The organism is Streptomyces sp. a15 (assembly GCF_059026085.1).
On sequence record NZ_JBWLKM010000009.1, the window covers coordinates 59,159 to 80,019 of the forward strand.

At 71.3% G+C, this 20,861-nt stretch carries 15 protein-coding genes and 2 pseudogenes; 12 read left to right on the forward strand and 5 right to left on the reverse strand.

Annotated features, from left to right (window positions below; translation table 11 throughout):
• Positions 1–31 precede the first annotated feature (31 nt).
• Positions 32–681, reverse strand: a pseudogene (locus AC5P09_RS12450) (phosphotransferase); the annotation flags it as partial.
• A 225-nt stretch (positions 682–906) separates the two neighbouring features.
• Here AC5P09_RS12450 and AC5P09_RS12455 point away from each other — a divergent pair.
• The 5 genes from AC5P09_RS12455 to AC5P09_RS12475 are packed head-to-tail and all read left to right on the forward strand — an operon-like array spanning position 907 to position 6,289.
• Positions 907–2,244, forward strand: coding sequence for a sugar ABC transporter substrate-binding protein (locus AC5P09_RS12455; protein ID WP_493873921.1), 1,338 nt, complete (start codon positions 907–909; stop codon positions 2,242–2,244).
• Positions 2,241–3,146 carry a carbohydrate ABC transporter permease gene (locus AC5P09_RS12460; protein ID WP_493873922.1) on the forward strand — a complete coding sequence of 302 codons (906 nt, stop codon included), beginning with the start codon at positions 2,241–2,243 and terminating at the stop codon, positions 3,144–3,146. Before AC5P09_RS12455 ends, AC5P09_RS12460 begins: the two co-directional genes overlap by 4 nt.
• On the forward strand, positions 3,143–4,087 hold the full coding sequence (locus AC5P09_RS12465; RefSeq protein WP_266444467.1) for a carbohydrate ABC transporter permease: 945 nt from the start codon (positions 3,143–3,145) through the stop codon (positions 4,085–4,087). Before AC5P09_RS12460 ends, AC5P09_RS12465 begins: the two co-directional genes overlap by 4 nt.
• Before the next feature lie 46 nt (positions 4,088–4,133).
• Entirely contained in the window at positions 4,134–5,042 is a 909-nt protein-coding gene (locus AC5P09_RS12470) for a 5-dehydro-4-deoxyglucarate dehydratase (protein ID WP_493873923.1), read from the forward strand.
• A complete protein-coding gene (locus tag AC5P09_RS12475) occupies positions 5,039–6,289 on the forward strand; it encodes a glucarate dehydratase family protein (RefSeq protein ID WP_493873924.1) in 1,251 nt (416 codons plus the stop codon). The genes AC5P09_RS12470 and AC5P09_RS12475 overlap by 4 nt, the downstream gene beginning before the upstream one ends.
• Here AC5P09_RS12475 and AC5P09_RS12480 read toward each other — a convergent pair.
• Positions 6,270–7,070, reverse strand: coding sequence for an alpha/beta fold hydrolase (locus AC5P09_RS12480; protein ID WP_493873925.1), 801 nt, complete (start codon positions 7,068–7,070; stop codon positions 6,270–6,272). The two genes, AC5P09_RS12475 and AC5P09_RS12480, sit on opposite strands and share 20 nt — an antisense overlap.
• 83 nt (positions 7,071–7,153) lie before the next feature.
• The gene (locus tag AC5P09_RS12485) at positions 7,154–8,113 is read right to left on the reverse strand and encodes an alpha/beta hydrolase (RefSeq protein WP_493873926.1); all 960 of its coding nucleotides are present in this window, start codon (positions 8,111–8,113) and stop codon (positions 7,154–7,156) included.
• 180 nt (positions 8,114–8,293) lie between these two features.
• On the opposite strand from AC5P09_RS12485, the gene AC5P09_RS12490 reads away from it, so the two are divergent.
• Positions 8,294–8,776 carry a MarR family winged helix-turn-helix transcriptional regulator gene (locus AC5P09_RS12490; protein ID WP_493873927.1) on the forward strand — a complete coding sequence of 161 codons (483 nt, stop codon included), beginning with the start codon at positions 8,294–8,296 and terminating at the stop codon, positions 8,774–8,776.
• Positions 8,777–8,810: 34 nt separating this feature from the next.
• On the opposite strand, the gene AC5P09_RS12495 is transcribed toward AC5P09_RS12490, so the two are convergent.
• Both AC5P09_RS12495 and AC5P09_RS12500 read right to left on the reverse strand, forming a co-directional pair.
• Entirely contained in the window at positions 8,811–11,123 is a 2,313-nt protein-coding gene (locus tag AC5P09_RS12495; protein ID WP_493873928.1) for an ABC transporter permease, read from the reverse strand.
• Positions 11,120–11,827: an ABC transporter ATP-binding protein gene (locus AC5P09_RS12500; protein WP_493873929.1), complete on the reverse strand. Its 708-nt coding sequence runs from the start codon at positions 11,825–11,827 to the stop codon at positions 11,120–11,122. Before AC5P09_RS12500 ends, AC5P09_RS12495 begins: the two co-directional genes overlap by 4 nt.
• 160 nt (positions 11,828–11,987) lie before the next feature.
• On the opposite strand from AC5P09_RS12500, the gene AC5P09_RS12505 reads away from it, so the two are divergent.
• The 6 genes and pseudogenes from AC5P09_RS12505 (at position 11,988) to AC5P09_RS12530 (ending at position 20,562) form a co-directional block, all read left to right on the forward strand.
• The gene (locus tag AC5P09_RS12505) at positions 11,988–12,845 is read left to right on the forward strand and encodes a sensor histidine kinase (protein WP_493873930.1); all 858 of its coding nucleotides are present in this window, start codon (positions 11,988–11,990) and stop codon (positions 12,843–12,845) included.
• Complete coding sequence (locus tag AC5P09_RS12510; protein WP_493873931.1) at positions 12,842–13,513, forward strand: response regulator; 672 nt, start codon at positions 12,842–12,844, stop codon at positions 13,511–13,513. The genes AC5P09_RS12505 and AC5P09_RS12510 overlap by 4 nt, the downstream gene beginning before the upstream one ends.
• 388 nt (positions 13,514–13,901) lie before the next feature.
• Positions 13,902–14,057, forward strand: a pseudogene (locus AC5P09_RS12515) (FAD-dependent oxidoreductase); the annotation flags it as partial.
• Positions 14,058–14,232: 175 nt separating this feature from the next.
• Positions 14,233–15,303 (forward strand): NAD-dependent epimerase/dehydratase family protein, encoded by a 1,071-nt coding sequence (locus tag AC5P09_RS12520; RefSeq protein ID WP_493873932.1) that lies wholly within the window; start codon positions 14,233–14,235, stop codon positions 15,301–15,303.
• A gap of 309 nt (positions 15,304–15,612) precedes the next feature.
• Positions 15,613–17,220, forward strand: coding sequence for a C40 family peptidase (locus AC5P09_RS12525; RefSeq protein WP_493873933.1), 1,608 nt, complete (start codon positions 15,613–15,615; stop codon positions 17,218–17,220).
• Between the two features lie 444 nt (positions 17,221–17,664).
• The gene (locus AC5P09_RS12530; RefSeq protein WP_493874037.1) at positions 17,665–20,562 is read left to right on the forward strand and encodes a glycosyl hydrolase 115 family protein; all 2,898 of its coding nucleotides are present in this window, start codon (positions 17,665–17,667) and stop codon (positions 20,560–20,562) included.
• Positions 20,563–20,861 lie beyond the last annotated feature (299 nt).

Sequence of the window (20,861 nt, forward strand, 5' to 3'; positions counted from 1 at the left end):
CGATCATGGCCGGCTCGAAGTCGAAGAGGCCGGTCAGCCGGCGGCCGTCGGGGGCGACGAGGAAGTGCTGGCCCATGACTTCGGTGTGCAGGAGGGCGGGCCGCGGGGCGCGGGGAAGGGCGACCGAGGCGAGGAAGCCGGGGATCTGCTCCAGCCACACGGCCGGCAGCCCGTGCCGGCGCTGCTGTTCCACGGCGGCCGCGCGGCGACGGTCCAGGAACGCGCCGCAGTCCCCGGGCCCGAGGACGTCCGCGGGGGGTGCGGGTCGAGGGAGTGGAGCACGGCGAGGGTCTCGCCGATGTCGGCGACGAACCGTTCCTGGTCGGTCCGCGGCAGCCGCCCCCAGACCTGGGCCAGGTTCTCGCCGTGCAGGCGGGACATCAGGACGTACTGCCAGCCGTTCTCGTACGGGCCGAAGTCGTGCACTCGGGGGGTGGGCACGGGCAGCAGCCCCTGGAGGTGGGACAAGACGCGGCCCTCGGCGATGCCGTCCTGGGCGGCGGCCGAGGGGAAGAGCTTGAGGACGAGGTCGTCGCCCACCGCGTGGACCGGCTGTGTCCCCTCGGTGAAGCGGGTCAGTGGTGCGCCGGCCAACCCGAGTCGTGCGCACAGATCCTGCGCACCGGCCCGCATGACCGTCTCGCCCGCATGACCGTCTCGTCCGGGACGACCGCGGCCCATTCCTCGTCCGTTTCCACCAGGGGCAGCACGCCCGAGACGGTAGGCGGCCGGTCCGCCCGTGACAACGCGTTTTCGGCGCAGAGCGGCTCCGAGGGCCCGATCCGCCCTTGTGTGACGCTGGTGAAATGTTTCAGCTCCGCATTGACATATGGGTGAAACGATTCGTAGCTTGGGCGATCATTTAGATTCGTGAAGCAAGTTCACGGATATGAACGGAGAGTGCCCATGGGCGATCGCCGACGAAGTCGCCGCCTGGCTGCCACGCTGACCGTCGCGGGTTTGGTGTTCGGAACGGCCGCCTGTGGCTCCGGTTCCGACAGCACCGATTCCGGTGACCCGAACACCCTGGAGGTGTGGACCCGGAGCAATCCGGACGCCGCCGCGACCTACGACCGTGTCTTCGCCGCCTTCACCAAGAAGACCGGAATCAAGATCGACTACCAGCCGGTCTCCCTCAACTTCGACCAGCAGCTCCAGAGCCGGGCGTCCACCAAGGACCTGCCCGACGTCCTGATCAACGACACCGCCCTGATGGGCAGTTACCAGTCCCAGGGCCTGCTCAAGCCCATAGACCCGAACGCCGTCGCGGGCCACGCCCAGATCACCGCCAAGACCTGGTCCTCCACGGTGGGCGTCGACGGCAAGCACTACGGCATCCCGTACTCCCGCCAGGCCCAGACCCTGATGATCCGCAAGGACTGGCTGCGGAAACTCGGTCTCGACGCGCCCACGACCTGGCAGGAGATGCTCCGGGTCGCCAAGGCCTTCGCCACCGAGGACCCGGACGGCGACGGCAAGGCCGACACCTACGGCATGGTCGTCCCCGGCAGCCCCCAGAACGGCTACGCCGCCTGGTGGGGAGCCAGCTACCTGTGGCAGGGCGGCGCGCGGATCATCGAGCCGGCCGGCAACGGCCGCTACCGCCCTGCCATGGACTCGGCCGCCGCCGTACGGACCGTCACCTGGCTGAAGGACAACCTCTTCTGCGGCGCCAAGAACGTCGTCCAGCCGGGTGCCCTCACGGCCATCACGGCGAACGCCACCAACTTCCAGGACGGCAACGCGGGCATGTATCTCACCGGCCCGTACAACATCACCACCTTCGACGCCACGCCCGGCAAGGACACGTATGAGGTCGTGGCCGCCCCGGCCGGGCCCGCCGGGTCCGACGTGCTGGCCGACGGCGAGAACGTCTACTTCGGCGCCAAGACCGGCAAGGCGAGGCAGGAGCAGGCGCTGGCCGCGTTCCTGATCTCCCCCGAGGGCCAGCGGATCGCCATGACCAGCGTCGACGGCCACCAGCCCGTCGTCCGCATCCCCGTCAACTCCGCCCTGGACGCGGCGAAGGTGCGCGACGACTCCCGCTGGAGCGTCGTACAGAAGGCGTACGAGGACACCTCTCAGCAGTTCCCGAACGCGCCGGACTTCGCCCCGATCAAGCAGGACACCGCGGACAGCCTCAACGCGATCTTCACGTACTGCGGCAGCGACGTCGCCTCGAGCCTGAAGGAACTCAACGACACCCTCGCCGGTGACCTCAAGGACCAGGACCTGCTGAAATGACCGCGACCCTCACCACGCCCCGGCGGCGCAGAGTCCTCGCCAAGAGGTCGGTGCTCCCCTGGCTGTTCCTCGCCCCCGGCCTGCTGCTCGCCCTGGTCTTCAAGTTCCTCCCCATGGGCAAGGGCATCTGGCTCAGCTTCTTCGACGTACGGCCCTTCCTCGGCGACAAGTGGGTCGGCCTCGACAACTACACCCGGGTCCTGACCGACCACCGCTTCCAGGACGCGATCGGCCACACCCTCCTGCTCGGCCTCGGCCAGTCGCTGGGCGCGATCCTCGTCGGTTTCCTCCTCGCCCTGCTCCTGGAGGGCCAGGCCCGCTCCCTGAAGATCATGCGTACGGCCGTCTTCCTGCCGGTCGTCACGGCGACCGCGGTGGTCGGCGAGATGTGGCGGCTGCTGTACTACCCGACCTCCGACGGCCTGATCAACCACGGTCTGAGCTTCCTCGGCCTCGGGCCCGCGCAGTTCCTCGACAACCCGGACACCGCGCTGTGGGCGACGATGGTCATGGCCGTCTGGATGCTCGCCCCCTACAACATGGTGATCATCCTCGCCGGCCTGGCGGGCGTGGACCGGACCCTGTACGAGGCCGCCGCGATGGACGGCGTCTCGCTGTGGCAGCGGCTGCGCTACGTGACGCTGCCCGCGATCCGTCCCGCGCTGGGCATCGTCCTGACCCTCGCCGCGATCCGCGGGCTGCGGGTGTTCACCGAGGTGTACGTCCTGACCGGCGGCGGTCCTGCCGGGTCCACCGAGGTCTGGATGACCCGCGCCTACACCCTCGGCTTCACCCGCAACGACATCGGCGGGGCCTCGGCGGCCTCGGTGGTGCTGCTCTGCGTGACCCTGCTGCTGACCGTCACGGTCAACTACTTCCGCAAGAGGGGAGACGTGCGATGAGCGCACCCGCCATCGACCCCGTCCGCACGTCCGTGCCTGGATCACCGGCCGGAAAGCCCTCGCTCAAGCAACGAGCCACCCCCGCCCGCTTCGACACCGCCCTCGGCTGGAGCGACCGTCCGGGCGTGGGCTGGGCGTTGCGGATCCTGCTCTGCGCGATCGCCCTCGGCATCTTCGCGGCGCCGTTCCTGACGATCGTCTCCGGCGCCTTCACCACGCACGCCAGCGGCTCGTCGCTCTCCTTCCTCCCGCACGACAGCACGCTGCAGAACTTCAAGGTGGCGGGCGAGCGCGGGATCTGGGACTACTTCACCAACTCCCTCGTCATAGCGGGCGGCGCGCTGCTGCTCCAGCTCGCGGTGTCGGTGCTCGCCGCCTACGCGCTGGCCCGGCACAGGTTCCGTGGCCAGGCCCTCGTGCTGACCCTGTTCATGCTGACGATGATGCTCCCCGAGGAGGTCATCGCGATCCCGCTGTCCCTGGTCCTCGGTCATGTCCCGGTGGTCGGCCTGGACCTGAAGGGCACGGCGTGGGGTGTGATCCTGCCGCTCGGTGCCTGGGGCTTCTCCGTGATGCTGCTGACCGAGTTCATGAAGGACATCCCCACCGAGATAGAGGAGGCCGCCCGGCTGGACGGCGTGGGCGAGTTCCGGATGCTGTGGCAGGTCGTCCTGCCGCTGTGCAAGCCCGCCCTCGGCGTGGCCGGCGTGCTGGGCTTCGTCATGATCTGGGACCAGTACCTGCTGCCCCTGATCGCCTCCAAGGACCCCACCGACTACACGGTCACCGTCGCCCTGTCCATCCTGCGCACCGACCCCGAGGTCGGCTCGGGGGTGGTGCTCGCCGGGGCGGTCATCGCCCTGATCCCCAGCCTGATCGTCTACCTGCTGCTCCAGCGCTCGCTGGTCACCGGCATCGCCGCCGGCGCCACCAAGGGCTGATCCCGTCGAGGACCTGAACCCCCCACACCCCAGTTACGAGGGAGACATGAAGTTCCACGGAGTGCTGTTCTTCCCGGTCACGCCGTTCGCCGCGGACGGCTCGCTGGACGAGGAGCGGCTCGCCCGGCACATCGAGGCCGGAGTCGCGGCCGGCGCGGGCGGCGTGTTCGTCGCCTGCGGCACCGGCGAGTTCCACGCGCTGACGCCCGAGGAGATCGAGCGGGCGACCCGGATCGCCGTTGCGACGACCGCGGGGCGGGTGCCCGTCCTCGCGGCGGCCGGCGGTCCCGTGCCGGTCGCCCGCGACCAGGCGGCCCGCATCGAATGCGCCGGCGCCGACGGCATCCTGCTGCTGCCGCCCTATCTGGTGAGCGCCCCGCAGCAGGGCCTGGTGCGGTACGTCAAGGAGGTCACCGAGGCCACCGGCCTGCCCGTCGTCTTCTACCAGCGCGGCACGGCCCGCCTCACCGAGTCCACCGCCGCCGAGATCGCCGCCCTGCCCGGGGTCGTCGGCCTCAAGGACGGGCTCGGCGACATCGAACGGATGCACCGCATCGTCCGGGCCGTGCGCGCCCTGCCGGACGGGCAGGACTTCCAGTTCTTCAACGGCCTGCCCACCGCCGAGATGACCGCACCCGCCTACCGCGGCATCGGCGTCGACCTGTACTCCTCCGCCGTGTTCGCCTTCGCCCCCCAGATCGCCCTGGCCTTCCACCGGGCGCTCGCCGAGAACGACGAGGCCCTGGTCAACACGCTCCTCGACGAGTTCTACGGCCCACTGGTCGAACTCCGTGACGAAGTACCCGGATACGCCGTGGCCCTGGTCAAGGCCGGGGTGACCCTGCGCGGCCTGGACGTGGGCGGTGTACGGGCGCCCCTCGTCGACCCCACGCCGGAGCACGTCGCCCGGCTCGCGAAACTCATCGACCACGGCCTGGAGGTGGTCGGCGCATGAACCCCACCAGAATCAGGGAGTTGATCGTCACCCCGATCGCCTTCCGCGACCCACCGCTGCTCAACTCCAACGGCGTCCACGAGCCCCTCGCCCTGCGCGTGATCCTCCAACTCGTCCTGGAGGACGGCACGGTGGGCCTCGGCGAGTCGCCCGGAGGCACCGCCCGTCTGGAGCGGCTTCAGGCGGCCGCGAAGGTGGTCGTCGGCATGGACGTCTTCGACACGACGGCCGTCGCGGCCGCGATCGACGCCGCCCTGCTGCCGACCGTGTCCAGCTCGCACGAACGCGGCTGGACCACCTCCGCGGTGGAGGTGGCCTGCCTCGACGCACAGGGCAGGCTGCTCGGGCGGCCGGTCGTCGACCTGCTCGGCGGCGCGGTGCGGGAGTCGGTGCCGTTCGCGGCGTACCTCTTCTACAAGTGGGCCGAACACCCGGCGCTCGACGGCCGCGCGGCCGTCGGCGACGACTGGGGCGAGGCGCTGGACCCGGCCGGGATCGTCGAGCAGGCCCGGCTGATGCAACAGCGGTACGGTTTCCGCTCATTCAAGCTCAAGGGCGGGGTCTTCCCGCCCGACGAGGAGATCGCCGCGATCAAGGCGCTGGCGGAGGCGTTCCCCGGGCAGCCGTTGCGACTGGACCCCAACACCGCCTGGACGGTGGAGACGTCGACGTACGTCGCCCGTGAACTGGACGGCGTACTGGAGTACCTGGAGGACCCGACCAAGGGCATCCCCGGCATGGCTCAGGTCGCGCGGGACTCGCCGCTGCCGCTCGCGACCAACATGTGCGTGATCGCCTGGGAACACCTGAAGCCGGGGATCGAGCAGAACGCGATCCAGGTCCTGCTCACCGACCACCACTACTGGGGCGGACTGCGCCGCACCCGTGAACTGGCCGCCGTCTGCGAGGCCTTCGGGCTCGCGCTGTCCATGCACTCCAACTCCCACCTGGGCATCAGCCTCGCCGCGATGACCCACGTGGCGGCCGCCATCCCCAACCTCGACCACTCCTGTGACACGCACTATCCGTGGAACTCGGCCGACGACGTGATCGTCCCGGGGGCGCTGGAGCTGCGCGACGGCGCGGTCGAGGTGCCGACCGGGCCCGGTCTCGGCGTGGAACTCGACCACGACGCCCTGGACCGGCTGCACCGGCTGTACGTGGACTCCGGGATGCGCAGCCGGGACGACACCGGCTACATGCGGCGGATCCAGCCCGAGTACGAGCTCAGACTGCCGCGTTGGTGACCAAGTCCGCCCAGTCCTCGACGAGGCGGACGGTGCGCCGCGGGTGTTCCTCATGGAGGTAGTGCCCGGTGCCCGGCCAGTGGTCGACGCGTGAACCGGGCACGTGCAGGGTGCCGCGTTCCCAGGCGGCGGCCTCGGCCGACGTCCATACGGTCAGCGCCGGCCGGGTGCGGTGGCTCAGGTACCGCTCGCTGTGCGGGCGTACGCCCACCGCGCCCGGGTCGGTGTACATCCCGGCGTACGCCTGGGCGACGACGTGGTCGGGTGTGCCGAGCATGGTGCGGACGTGCGCGGTGCGCAGCCCTGCCGGGGCGTCCGGGGCGAAGGCCGCGGCCACGAAGTCGGCCGCGGCGCGCGAGCCGCGGGCGCGGTAGTCGGCGAGCCGGGCCGGAATCTGCTGGGCCTCCTCGCCGTGGGCGCCGTGGGCGGGGTCGAGCGCGATCACCGACCGCACGGTGTGCGGGTGCTGGACGGCCAGCAGGTTGACGACCTGCCCGCCCATGGAGTGCCCGACGGCGACCACCGGGCCGGTGCCGAGCGCGTCGATCAGCGCGGCCAGGTCGGCGGCCATCTCTGCCGGGGTGTTGCCCTCGGCCGGTACCTCTGAGCGGCCGTGTCCGCGCAGGTCGGGCACGACCACCCGGAATCGGTCGGCCAGCGCCTCCGCGTGCGGCGACCACTCCCTGCCGTCCCCGCCCCAGCCGTGCACCAGCAGCAGGGCGGTCGCGTCGGCGGCGCCGAGACCGGTGCAGAACAGGCGGATGCGGCCGAGGTCGATCACGGGTTGTTCTCCTGGGTGGATGAGGACGGAGGGGGCACGCTTCTCAGACGTGCCCCTGTTCCCTCGGGGCCAACCAGCCGCTGTCAGGCGGTGCCGAGTGCCGTGCGCAGCGTGCTGACGGCCTGGTTGATCGCGGCCTCGGCGGCGTGCGTCTCGCGCAGGGCGTTGAGCATCACGAAGTCGTGGATGATGCCCTGGTAGCGGACGGCCGTGACCGGGACACCGGCCTGGCGCAGCTTGTTGGCGTAGGCCTCGCCCTCGTCGCGCAGGACGTCGGCCTCGCCGGTGATGACCAGGGCCGGGGGCAGTCCGGTGAGCTGGTCGGTGGTGGCCCGCAGCGGCGACGCGGTGATCTCGGCCCGCTGTGCCTCGTCGGTCGTGTACTGGTCCCAGAACCACTGCATGCCGTCGCGGCGCAGGAAGTAGCCGGTGGCGAACTGGTGGTAGGAGCCGGTGTCGAAGCTCGCGTCGGTCACCGGGTAGAAGAGCACCTGCTGCACCAGCGGGACATCGCCGCGTTCCTTGGCCATCAGGGTCAGCGCGGCGGTCATGTTGCCGCCGACCGAGTCACCGGCGACCGCGATGCGGGTGGCGTCCAGGCCCTTGGACGCGCCGTGCTGCACGACCCACTGGGCGACCGCGTAGTTCTGCTCGATCGCGACCGGGTAGCGGGCCTCGGGGGAGAGGTCGTACTCGGGGAAGACCACCGCGGCCTTGGCGCCGACGGCCAGTTCGCGCACCAGCCGGTCGTGAGTGTGGGCGTTGCCGAACACCCAGCCCGCGCCGTGGATGTAGACGATCACCGGCAGGGTCCCGGTGGCGCCGGCCGGGCGGACGATGCGGGCGCGGACCTCGCCGGTGGGGCCGCCGGTGACGGTGACCCACTCCTCATCGATCTCCGGCTTCTCGATCTCGCCGGACTGCACCTCGTCGACGGCCTTGCGGCCCTCGGCGGGCGGCAGGTCGAAGAGGTACGGCGGGTTCGCGGTCGCCTCGGCGAAGGCCTGGGCGGCGGGCTCGAGAACCGGGCGGGTTTCGGTCATGACGATCTCCTCGGATCGGGTGCCGCGGGCAGACCCCGGCGGGGCTTCCGGAGCGGCGACACAGATGCACCGTAGCGCTCGATTCAGTCGTGCGCAACTTATTAGTCCTCTATTTATTTGTGCTCTACTTATTAGAGGGCGATAGAATCGAGGGGACTCAAGATAGGGTGGTGAGCATCGATGACCAGTACAGAGACCAGGAGTCGAGCCGTGAGCACAGCCCCCGAACCGGCCGAAGGGTCGCTGCTCCTGGACGACCAGCTCTGCTTCGCGCTGTACGCCGCCTCCCGTGCGGTGACGGCGCGCTACCGGCCGCTGCTGGACGAGCTGGGGCTGACCTATCCGCAGTACCTGGTCATGCTCGTGCTGTGGGAGCAGGACTCGATCTCCGTGCGTGAGCTGGGCGCCTCGCTCCAGCTGGAGTCCAGCACGCTGTCGCCCCTCCTGAAGCGCCTGGAGGCGAACGGCCTGCTGCACCGCGAGCGGCGGCCGGACGACGAGCGCTCCGTCGCCATCCGCCTCAGCGAGGCCGGCGCCCGGCTCCGGGAACGGGCGGGTACGGTCCCCCTCGCCATCGGCGACGCCATGGGCCTGACCCCGGAGCAGGACGCCCTCGCCAAGCAGCTGCTCCGCCTGCTCACCTCGAATGTCAGCGCCGCCTGAGGCCACGCGGTGAGGGCGGAGCAGTCGTATCCCCTCACTCGTTGTGCAGTACCTGCGCGACCGTCAGCCGTGCCGCTCGGCGCGCCGGGATGTACGCGCCCAGGACGGCGATCACCACGCCCGCCGGGGCGAGGGCAAGCAGGGCGGAGGCCTGCCACACGTCCGTCATGTACGCGGGCAGGGTGATGTCCACGGCGTCCGCCATCCGCGGTACGACCAGCTCGTGGCCGAGCATGCCCAGCGGTATGCCGACCACGGTGCCGAGGGCGCCGAGCACCGCCATCGACGTCACCGTCATCGCCGTGACCTGCCGGGGCGTCATGCCGATGGACTTGAGCATGCCGAGGTCGCGGCGGCGGTCGCGGGTGTTGAGGACGGCCGTGTTGAAGACGCCGAGGGAGGCGACCACGGCGAGCATCACGGTGAGTACCGATGCCGAGCCGATGATGGTCTGTGTGACGGTGTTGGCGCCGACCGGGTCCGGGCTGACCCCGGGATCGGCGGCCCGGGCCGCGCGGGCGTAGGCGGCCTGATCCGCTCCGTCGCGGAGCTTGACGTGGTAGGCGATGGGCTTCTCCTCGGGGGCCAGGGCGGTCAGGGTCGACTGGCCGGTGACGACGAGTCGGCGGTCGTTGTGCATGTACTGCCCGACGATCACCACCGTCTCGTGCCGGTCGCCCTTCTCCAGGCGGAAGCGGTCGCCGACCCGCAGGTCGTTCTGGCGCAGGAAGGCCGAGCCGGCGACGACCTCGCCGGTCCGGTGCATCCACCGGCCTTCGGTCAGCACGCTGTCCAGCGGCGGACGGTCCCCCCGACGGCCCTCCAGCATCACCTCCTGCGCGGAGCCCGCCATCCGCACCTCGATGTCCGCCCTCGCGGTGACCTCTTCCGCGCCGGGCAGGGACCGCAGCAGTGACTCGAGTTCGGGGTCGGTGTGCGTGGGCCGGATCTCCTTGCCGTCCTTGTACGCGCCGACGTACACCGTGACCTGGTAGGCGTCCCGGCCCGCCTCGCCGAACCTGGTCATCGACGCGGCCAGACCGGTCGCGAAGGTCACGGTGGTCACGCCCAGGACGACGGCGGCGAGGGTGAGGGCACTGCGTCCGGGCCGGGCGAACGGCAGGCCGACTCCCAGGCTCACCGAGCGTGGCAGTCTGCTGCCCGCCAGGCGTCGCTGGATGCCCAGGGCGCGTCCGGCGCGCGGGGCGCTGCCCGCGCTGATGGCCCGCGCCGCGGGCAGCCGGTGGGCTCGTGCCGCCGGGGCCAGCGCGGCGAGGAGGCAGACGCCGGGCATGCCGAGCAGGGCGAGGACGTTCACCCAGGGCGCGATGCCCACGCTGTCGTGGAACACCCCGGCGTCCGGCCCCATGAAGACGAACTCGAAGAAGGGGCGGGCCAGCAGGTTGCCGACGACGGTGCCGAGGACACAGCCGGCGACCGCGGGCACGGAGATCATCGTGAGGTACACGGCGAGCACCTGCCCCGGGGTGAAACCCAGGGCCTTGAGGATGCCGATGTGCCGGAAGCCGGAGATCACCGCGCCGCTGACCACGTTGGCGACGATGAGCACCGCCACCACGATGCCGAGGATGCCGAAGGCCATCAGGTAGGGGGTGTACGCGCGGGCCGAACTGCCGATCTGCTGCTTGAGGGTGAGGTACGACTGGGAGGCGGTCAGCGCGCCAGGCGGCAGCCCGTCAGTGACGGCGGCCAGGCTCGCGCGGAGCCGCTCCTGCGAGGAGGCGTCCGTGAAGCGGAAGAGCATCTGCGTGGCCGTGGGGTGCAGGGCCTCGATCTGCTCGGGCGCCACCCAGGCGTCGGCGGTCCGGCCGAGGTCGAAGGCGAACCCGACGACCGTGAGGTCCGGGCCCGACGGCACCCGGAGCTTCTTGCCCAGGTCGTCCGCGGTCCAGTCGGACTGCCGGTTCAGGACGACCTCGCCCGGCCCGGTGGCCCAGCGGCCCGCCCACAGGTCCAGCCGGCCCACCGGGCCCGCCGGGTCGCCCCGGCCCACGACAGTGAGGTCGGTGCCGAGCCCGAAGTTCATGGTCTCGCGCGGCAGTTCCACCGCGGCCTGGGCGAAGGGCCCGGCCACGGCCTCGACACCGGGCCGCCGGGCCGTCCGCGCCAGCTCGGCGTCCGAGACCCTGGCGGGATCGAAGGCGGCGACCACATGTGCGCCGCGCTGCTCGGCGAAGGCCTTGTCGAAGGGCGCGGAGGCCGCGTCGAGCAGACCGAGCGCCACCACGAGCGCCGCCGTCGAGGTCAGCGTGACCAGGGCGATGACCAGGGTCTGGAGCCTGCGCCGCCGTACCGCCGCGCGGGCGGCCCGCCACACCGCCCTCATGCGGACGGCTCCAGGGTGTGCTCGCCGGTGACCCGGCCGTCGGCGAACTCGACCAGCCGGCCGGCGCAGCGGCGGGCGAGGTGCTCGTCGTGGGTCACCAGGATCAGCGTCTGGCCGATCTGGTTGAGGTCGAGCAGCAGGTCCATCACCTGCTCGCCCGCGCGGCTGTCCAGGGCACCGGTCGGCTCGTCCGCCAGCAGCAGCGCCGGACGGTTCATCAACGCCCGTGCCACGGCGACGCGTTGCCGCTCGCCGCCGCTGAGCACCGCCGGGTAGGCGTTGCGGCGGTCCGCGATGCCGAGTTCCTCGAAGAGCTCCAGGGCGCGACGGCGGGCCTGCCGGGCCGGGGTGCCGGTCAACTGCGCGGCCAGCGCCACGTTGTCGAGCGCCGACAGGTCGTCGACCAGGTTGAAGAACTGGAAGATCATGCCGATGCGGCGGCGCCGGTACAGGGCCAGGCCCTTCTCGCTCAACTCCCCCACGTTCTCGCCGTGTACGACGACCGTGCCGCCGGTCGGCCGGTCCAACCCGGCGATCATGTTGAGGAAGGTGGACTTGCCGCACCCCGAGGGCCCCATCACGGCGACCGCCTCCCCCGCCCCGATCTCCAGCGACACTCCGTCCAGCGCGGTCGTCTCGCCGTACTCCTTGCGCACACCGTCGAGCCGTACGACGGCCTCTCCCCTGTTCTCCCCAGTGATCATGTGCTCTCCTCAGTGATCATGCACAAGACGCTACGGAGGGTATGGCGGCCTGAACATCCCTCCACGGATGGCACATCGGGCGGCCGCTCATCCTGGAGATGCAGGGCCCTGTATCCACAGGCTGATGCGGATCCCGTGACGGTCTGCCAAGGTGATGCTCGTGTGGGACGGGGAGACGAAGGCGCTGATGGCGGCGCTGGCGGTGGTGTGCGCGGCGGCCGTCGGGCTGGCGGTGGCGCTGTGGCGTACGCGGCGCCGGTGGCAGGCGGCCGTCGGGGAGCGCGGCTGGCTGCTGGAGCGGGAGCGGGAGAGTGCCGCACGCTCCGCGGTCGCGGCCGAACGCGACCGTATCGCCCGGGAGTTGCACGACATCGTCAGTCACAACGTCAGCCTGATGGTGGTGCAGGCCGGGGCGGCCCGCGAGGTGCTGGGCACGATGCCGGACGAGGCCGCGGCGGCGCTGCGGGCGGTGGAGGACGCGGGACGCGGAGCGATGACCGATCTACGGCATCTGCTGGGACTGTTGGCACCGTCGGCGAGCGGCGAGGACGTGGATCCCGGACCCGTCGGCGACGGCGGCGACTCGGTGGAGCTGGCTCCGCAGCCCGGCCTCGACCGGCTCGGCCCGCTCGTGGACCGGATCTCCTTCGCCGGGCTGCCCGTCGAGGTACGGATCTCCGGGGAGCCGCGCCCGCTGCCGCAGGGCATCGACGTGACCGCGTACCGGATAGTGCAGGAGGCGCTGACCAACGCGCTCAGGCACGGTGACGGAGGGAAGGCCGAAGTGACCGTGCGGTACGCGGACCACGCACTGCGCGTGGAGGTGCTCAACACCGGACCGAGCGTCCTGACCGGCGCCGCGCCCGCGCGGACGGCACCCCGGCACCGGGACGGCACGGGACGCGGACTGCTCGGACTGCGCGAGCGGGTCGCGGTCTACGGCGGCGACCTGGACGCCCGGCGCCGGCTCGGCGGCGGCTACCGGGTCCGGGCGCGCATCCCCCTGGACCGCCCGTGACGGCGGCCGGGCGGACGCCCCGCGTGCTCGTCGCCGACGACCAGAACCTGATCCGCACCGGCTTCCGGCTGATCCTGAACGCCCGGGGCCTCGAGGTGGTGGGGGAGGCGGCCGACGGCGCCGAGGCGGTGGCGATGGCCCGCCGACTCGAGCCGGACGTCGTGCTGATGGACATTCGCATGCCCGTCATGGACGGCCTGGAGGCCACCCGCCGCATCCTGGAACACGCCCCGGGCTGCCGGGTGCTCATGCTGACCACCTTCGACCTGGACCGCTACGTGTACACCGCGCTGTCGGTCGGGGCCAGCGGCTTCCTGCTGAAGGACGTCACGCCGGAACACCTGGCGGCGGCCGTACGGCTGGTCGACACGGGCGACGCCCTGCTGGCCCCGTCCATCACCCGGCGCCTGGTGGAGCGCTTCGCCTCCCGGGGCGAGGGTCCGTCCGCCGTGCCCGCGGATCTCGCCGCCCTCACGCCCCGCGAACTGGAGGTCCTGACCCTGCTGGGCCGCGGCCTGTCCAACACCGAGCTCGCCGCCGAACTGACCCTGAGCGAGGCCACGGTGAAGTCCCACGTGGCCCGCATCTTCGCCAAGCTGACCCTGCGCGACCGCGCCCAGGCCGTCGTCCTGGCGTATGAGACGGGGCTGGTCAAGCCGGGCGGGTGAGCTCCGGCGGAAGGACGGCCGACGTACTCAGCGCAGGGAAAGGTGCGACGCCTGGCGGACGGTCCACAACTCCGGGTCCACGTTCCGCTTCTGGATCTCGCGACCGCTCAACCGCACTCCCGCGGCCGGCGCCAGAATCCCGCGACCTCACCGAGTGCCAGGCCCAGCCCGTAGGGGGACCACACCGAGCAGGTACGGGACGGCGGTGAGGGCCGCGACCGCCGCGATCAGCAGCACGCGGGCGTGCACGCCGGGCCGGTACCGCGACGGCCGGGGAATGGGCGTGGCGGCGAGTGAGTCGTCCGTCTCGCGGACCGGTGCGGCGCCACCGCTCAGCCAGTGCCTCCAGTCCGGCTCCGCCGTCTGCCCCCAGACCACGTGGCCGGGCGTTGAACAGGGGTGCCTCTACGAGCTGATGCACGGCGGCCGCGGCCTGCTGCTCGACCGGACCGGCCGGCTCTCGGTGACGAGTTGGGCGGACCGGGTGGACCACGCCGTCGACGACGCCGAGGAACTGGACGTGCCCGCGGTGCTGCTGCGGCCGGCTGAGCGACCTCCTCAACAGAGGGCAGCGAGACGAACCTGCCCCCGGCCGGTGGAGCCGTCCCGAACGATCACAACTCGGTGATTGATGTTCCCTTTCTACGGGGACATGCCCGACGCTGACCGAGGGCGCGGATCGCCGTGCCCTCGGACCGACCTGTGACGGGGACTGAGGAGTGGGCGTGGGTGTGGGCGGAGGCGGGGAGAGAGCCGTCGCGGTGACCGGCGGCAGTGGGTTTGTCGGCGGTCACCTGGTCCGGCGGCTGCTGGTGCGGGGCTATGCGGTGCGCACCACCGTGCGGAGCCTCGCGCACACGGCGAAGGTGCGGCCGCTGCGGGAGATGCAGGAGGAGTTCCCCGGCCGACTGGACCTGTTCGAGGCGGACCTGCTGCGCGAGGGGTCCTTCGACGACGCGATCCGCGGCTGCCGAGTCGTCTTCCACGTGGCGTCGCCGTTCTTCATGCCGGAGAAGATCAAGGACGGCAGACGGGACATGGTGGACCCGGCCCTCCTCGGCGCGCGCAACGTGCTCGGCAGCCTGGAGCGGACCCCGACGGTCGAGAGACTGGTGTTCACCTCCACCGTCGGCGCGATCTTCGGCGACTACGCCGACGTGCTGGACATGGACGACCAGGTGCTCTCGGAGAAGTACTTCAACACCACCAGCACGGTGCAGAACAACCCGTACCACTACGCGAAGACGGTCGCGGAGCGCGCGGCGTGGGAGGCGGAGGCGGCCCAGGACCGCTGGCGCATGGTCGCCGTCAACCCCGGCCTGATCCTGGGCCCTTCGCTCTCCCCCGCGTCGGAGTCCGGCAGCCTGTTCCTGCTGGAGGAGCTGTTCAAGGGTTACTTCTTCTACGGCGCTCCGGACTTCGCCTTCACGACGGCGGACGTACGGGAGGTGGCCGACGCGCACATCGCGGCGGCCGAGAACCCCGAGGCGAAGGGGCGTTACATCATCGCGGCGCCGACGATGACGTCGTTCCACGACATGTCCCGCATCATCCGCGCGCACCACCCCCGCGACCTGCGGCTTCCGCGCACCGCGCTCCCGCACTGGCCGGTGCGCGTCCTGGGCCCCGCCTTCGGTCTGACCCAGGACTACATCCGGAAGCACCTCGGCATCCGCTTCCGGGTGGACAACAGCCGCAGCGTGCACGAACTGGGCATCACCTACCGCCCGATCGAGCAGACGGTGCTCGACCACTACGAGGCATGGCGCACGCAGCGGGCCGCGCGGTGACCGCACCGCCCTCAGGCGAAGGTCCGTCAAACATCCATCGGAGCAACACGACGAAGGTCACAGTTACGTATCGGGCATTTTACCCTTCAATCTTCACATCAGTCACACAAGTTGGTTAGGTTGGCCGCCGGACCGCACGACTTCCTCCGGCGAACCCCGCCGTGTCGCGCGTTCCTCGTTCGAGTCACCCCCTGACCGGACCCGACGGCCGCCCAGGCGGCAGGAGTTCGGTGGTGGGGCTACGGAAGGAGTACGTCTTCCATGGCGTCGGAGCGAACCCCGCGCCCCGGAGGGATCAGTCTCCCGGGCATGCGCAACTCCGCACTCGCCACGGCGGCTCTCACCTCCGTGGCGCTGCTCTCCCAGACCGCGAGCGCCACGCCCGCGGCAGCCGAGGACGGGCCGAGTCGCGATGAGGTCCGGCAGCGGATCGACAACCTCTACGACCGGGCCGAGTCCGACACGGGAACCTTCAACGCCACCCGCGCGGGCACGAGCCCGCGCAAACGCGCCGGTTCGCTCGCCGAGAGCGGACGCGAACGAGCGGGTTCGGCCACCGACGACGGCCGCGGTCGCACCGCCGCCGGCACAGGCACCGGCACCGGCACCGGCACCGGCACCGGGAACTCGCCGCGCAGGCAGGCCGATCCGGCCCTCGACGGGGTCGCGCGCCAGTGGTTCGACGCGGCGCGGGCCAAGCTGGGCCCGACCGTCCCGGCCGCCCTGCCGGCCGACCGGAGGCCGGCCCCGCCGGCAGCCTCCCGGCCCGCCCGCCCGGCGTCGGCCCCCGGCGTCCGTGAGCAGGCCACTGCCGACCGCCCCGCCCTGGAGCTGACCGCCGGGTCCGCCCCCGCGCCGGGAGCACCGCAGGAGGCTCGGCAAGCGGACGCCCCCAGGGCACTGCCCGCCACCGCTGCCGAATCCAGGCCTTCCTCGCTGCGGACCACGAAGGAACGCGTCCAGCGTCAACTCGCCGCCGCCCGCGACCTACTGACCGCCCACACCGCTCAGGCCGCCCCGCCGAGCACACCTCTCGCCGCGATCGAGTCCCGCCCGGCCGAGGACACATGGGCCGCCCCGGCCCCGCAGACCGGCCTCGGGAGCGACCCGCTCTGGCAGCAACAGCAGCCGGCCGCCGCCACGATGAGCGCGCCGCTCACCGTGGAGACGCCTCTCGTCACGGAGACGCCTCTCGCCATGGAGGCGCCGTTCGCCATGAACTCGTCGCTCAGCATGGATTCGTCGCTCAGCATGGACGCATCCCTCGGCACAGCTACGTCCCTCACCATGGACACCCCGCTCACCATGGCCGCGCCCCTCACCACGAACACGCCACTCGCCACGGACGCGTCGTTCACCTTCGCCACCCCCGCCCCCACCGTCCCACCGGTTCCCGCAGCCCCGCCCGCCCCCACTCAGCCTCCCTTCGCCACACCCGCGCCCTACGCCATGGCCGCGCCCCTCCAGGCAGTCGACACCCCGAGCACAGGCTTCCCCCTCACCGCCGCGGCGCCGGCACCCGCCGGCATCACCCAGGCTCCGGAAGCCCCTGCCTACGAGACCAAGGCCACCCGCGCACTCGCCTTCGCGCGGGCCCAGATCGGCAAGCCGTGCGTGTGGGGCGCGGCGGGCCCGGGCTCGTACGACAACGCCGGCCTCACCCAGGCCGCGTGGCGGGCCGCCGGCGTCGAACTCCCCCGCACCACGCCCGCCCAGGCGGCCTCCGGCACGGTGGTGCCCCTCGCCGACACCCGCGTCGGCGACCTGGTCTTCTTCTACGACGACCTCAGCCACGTCGGCCTCTACATCGGCAACGGCACGATGATCCACGCGCCGGGCCCCGGGGCGTACATCCGTGAGGAGTCGGTCTTCTACGCCGGCGAGTCGGCGATCCGCGGAGCGGTGCGGCCCGCCTGAGCCCTCCCCCGACAGGACCTCCACGGTCGGCATCGTCGCCCCGCCCCGACGCGGCGGGCCCCACGATGCCGACCTCGTCCAGCCGACGCCCCGCCACCCCACCCTTGTGCCTCGCAGTTCCCCCACGCCCCCGCAAGCACCCCAACCCCGCACGACTCTGGACTCCCCCTCCAGCCCTGCCCTAAGGTGCGACAGTAAGCGCTTTCTAGCTTGCTCATGGCACCGTACCGTTCCGTTTCGTTTCGTCCCTCTTCGGCCTTCTCTCCCAGCCCCATGCGCCAGCCCTGTTCGGACGGCCCGCACGAGGGGCCGCCGAGCCTGCCCGGCGCGGAAAGGAAGCGTCTCGTGCCGCACAACGAACCGCAGGGCCCGTCGCAGCCGTCGGAGTCGTCGCAGCCGTCCCAACCGTCGCAGTCATGGACCCGCAAGTCCTTCCTGCGCGGAATGGCCGCCGTCGGCATCGCCCCGCTGCTCCCGGGGGTGTTACCCGGAACCGCCCGGGCCGCCGAGGCCGCCTCCTCGGACCGGGCTGACTTTCCTCTGGTCCAAGGCGGCGTCGCCACAGCCGTGTTCGTGGACACGGCGGACGACCCGGCCGTGGTCCGCGCGGCCGGCGACCTGCCCGCCGACATCGAACGGGTCAGCGGTCTGCGACCCCAACTGCTGCACACCCTGCCCACGCACGCGACGCACCTCGTCCTGGTGGGCACCCTCGGCGCCAGCCCGGTCATCGACCGACTGGTCGCGGACCGGCGCATCGACGTCTCCGGGGTGAAGGGGCGCTGGGAGGCGTCGGTCACCCAGGTGGTGGAGCGACCCCTACCGGGCGTGGACCGCGCCCTGGTGATCGCGGGCAGCGACCGGCGCGGCACGGTCTACGGCGTCTACGACACCTCGGAGCGCATCGGGGTCTCGCCCTGGTACTGGTGGGCCGACGTGCCCGTCGTACGCCGCGACACCGTGGCCGTCCCGGCGGGCCCCCTCAAGCGGCGTGAACCCTCCGTCCGTTACCGGGGCGTCTTCATCAACGACGAGCAGAACCTGACCACCTGGTCCCGCCGCACCCAGGAGCCGGACAAGAACATCGGCCCCGAGACGTACAAGCGCGTCTTCGAGCTGCTGCTGCGCCTCAAGGCCAACTACCTGTGGCCGGCCATGCATCCGTACTCCGACTTCTTCAACAAGCACCGCGAGAACCCCGAGCTCGCCGACCGCTACGGCATCGTCGTCGGCTCCAGCCACCCCGAGGCCCTGCTGCGCAACGGTGTCCACGAGTGGGAGCCGTGGGCGAAGGACCATCCCGGCGCGGACGGCACCCTGCCGGTCTACGACTACACGGTGAACCCCGGTGTCATCTCCGAGTACTGGAGAGCCAGGGCGCGGCAGAACGCGTCGTACGAGAGCAGTTGGACGCTCGGCATGCGCGGGCTGCACGACAGCGCGCTGGAGACGAAGTACGCGACGACCATTCCGGAGAAAGTCGTGGTGATGAACGACATCATCGCGGACCAGCGCCGGATCCTGGCCGAGGAGGTCGGCGCCGCCGCCGAGCCGCAGATCTTCATCCCGTACAAGGAGGTGCTGGACCTCTACAACGCGGGTGTGCGGGTCCCGGACGACGTCACGCTGATCTGGCCGGACGACAACCACGGCAACATGCGCCAGCTGCCCGACGAGGCGGAGCGTGTCCGCGCGGGCGGCAACGGGATCTACTACCACCTGTCCTACTGGGGCCGGCCGCGCAGCTATCTGTGGCTGGACACCACCCAGCTGTCCAAGGTCTGGCAGGAGTTGCGGCGGGTGTACGAGCACGGCGTCGACCGGATGTGGATCTTCAATGTCGGTGACGTCAAATCGATCGAGACCGGGTTGTCCTTCTCCATGGACATGGCCTGGGACGTGGACCGCTGGGAGGCCGACGACGTCGAGGACTTCGTGGCCCAGTGGGCGGGGCGGCTGTTCGGGCGGCGCCACGGCCCGGAGATCGCCGCGATCCGTACGGAGTACTACCGTCTCGCGGCCGAGCGGCGCCCGGAGTTCATCGACCGGGGGATGTTCTCCGTCGTCCACCACGGCGACGAAGCGGGACGCCGGACAGCCGCCTACGAGCGGCTGCTGGAGCGCGTGCGGGCGTTGGGCGCCGAGCTGCCCGAGGCCTACCGGGACGCCTTCTACGAGCTGGTCGAATACCCGGTGCACGGCGCCTACTTGATGAACCTGAAGTACTACTGGGCGGACCGCAACGCGCTCGCGGTCCGGCAGGGGCGAGGGGCCGGCACGAACCGTTTCGCGGACCTGGCCGAGGCCGCCCACGCCGAGGAAGCGGCGATCACCAAGCGGTACAACACCGAGGTGGCGGGCGGGAAGTGGGACGGGATCGTCAATCCCTACCCCTCCCAGATCCCGAAGGCGCCCGGCAGGCCGGCCGTCACCAGGGTCGCCAGGCAGGAGACCTCGGGGCTCGGGGTGGCGGCCGAGGGGAACGAGACCGGGGCGGCCCGGCCGCTGTCCTTCTCCTCCTACACCCGCGACCGGCGGTTCGTGGACGTCTTCAACACCGGTTTCCTGAGCGTGGACTGGGCGGCGGAGGCCGGTCATCCCTGGGTGCGGCTGAGTGAGACGGGCGGCTCGGTCACCGAGCAGACCAGGGTGTGGGTGGAGATCGACTGGGCGGGCCTTCCCGAGGGTGCGCAGGAGTCGACGGTGGTCGTCACCGGTGCCGGGCAGCGCTTCGAGGTGCCGGTGCGGGTGGTCAACGACGGGGAGCGGGCGCGTCGGCGGGCTCGCGGGTTCGTCGAGGCGAACGGATACCTGTCCATCGACGCCGCGCACTTCGAGCAGCGGGTGGCGCGCGGCGGATCCCGCTGGCGGACCGTGCGCGGGCTCGGCCGCCGTACGGGCGCGATGGAGGCGGTGCCGTCGACGGCGGCCCCGGTCACCGGGGACTTCACCGTCCGGGCGCCGGAGTTGAGGTACCGGGTGCGGTTCGCGAGCGCCGGGACCTTCCCTGTCACTGTGTTCCGGCTGCCCTCCCTGGACGAACGCGGCCACCGCCGGATCGCCGTCGCCCTGGACGACGAGCCGGTCACCGTGCTGTCCGGCCAGTCCGTCGCCACCGGCAACCGCGGCGACGCCTGGGCCCGCAACGTGGAGGAGGGCATCGAGAAGCTGACCGCCACCGTGACCGTCGTCGCGCCCGGCGAGCACGTCCTGCGGCTCTTCATGGTCGACCCGGCGATCGCCGTCGACCAGATCGTCGTCGACACCGGCGGACTGCCCGCCACTTATCTCGCGCCGCCGGAGAGCTACCACCGGGTGTTCAATCCCGATCCCCACCTTTGATTGCCCGGCCTGTTCAGATCCGCTGCAGCGAAAAAGGGGCACGAGAGACGTTTGGGTGACAGAAGGCGACAAATTCTTGGGTGTATTGCACACCCAAGGTCGCCCGCTCAATGCGTCTTCGTGCTCCTGTGCGCCCCCGCGCACTGAGGATTCGGACCGCCGTCAGCAGCCTGGACTGGGCAGGACATGTCTCGAACGCCAAGCCGGTGGAACAGCCACTGACTTTCGAGTGTCGACCGAGACAGGTGGTATTCGATGAGCAATGCCGCACCTGAAACAGAGCGAGCATGGACCGTGGG

Coding starts and splice junctions, on each gene's coding strand:
- AC5P09_RS12485 (WP_493873926.1), bottom strand. CDS start 8,113: ATGACCGAAACCCGCCCGGTTCTCGAGCCCGCCGCCCAGGCCTTCGCC.
- AC5P09_RS12465 (WP_266444467.1), top strand. CDS start 3,143: ATGAGCGCACCCGCCATCGACCCCGTCCGCACGTCCGTGCCTGGATCA.
- AC5P09_RS12460 (WP_493873922.1), top strand. CDS start 2,241: ATGACCGCGACCCTCACCACGCCCCGGCGGCGCAGAGTCCTCGCCAAG.
- AC5P09_RS12455 (WP_493873921.1), top strand. CDS start 907: ATGGGCGATCGCCGACGAAGTCGCCGCCTGGCTGCCACGCTGACCGTC.
- AC5P09_RS12470 (WP_493873923.1), top strand. CDS start 4,134: ATGAAGTTCCACGGAGTGCTGTTCTTCCCGGTCACGCCGTTCGCCGCG.
- AC5P09_RS12525 (WP_493873933.1), top strand. CDS start 15,613: ATGCGCAACTCCGCACTCGCCACGGCGGCTCTCACCTCCGTGGCGCTG.
- AC5P09_RS12490 (WP_493873927.1), top strand. CDS start 8,294: ATGACCAGTACAGAGACCAGGAGTCGAGCCGTGAGCACAGCCCCCGAA.
- AC5P09_RS12530 (WP_493874037.1), top strand. CDS start 17,665: ATGGCCGCCGTCGGCATCGCCCCGCTGCTCCCGGGGGTGTTACCCGGA.
- AC5P09_RS12495 (WP_493873928.1), bottom strand. CDS start 11,123: ATGAGGGCGGTGTGGCGGGCCGCCCGCGCGGCGGTACGGCGGCGCAGG.
- AC5P09_RS12500 (WP_493873929.1), bottom strand. CDS start 11,827: ATGATCACTGGGGAGAACAGGGGAGAGGCCGTCGTACGGCTCGACGGT.
- AC5P09_RS12475 (WP_493873924.1), top strand. CDS start 5,039: ATGAACCCCACCAGAATCAGGGAGTTGATCGTCACCCCGATCGCCTTC.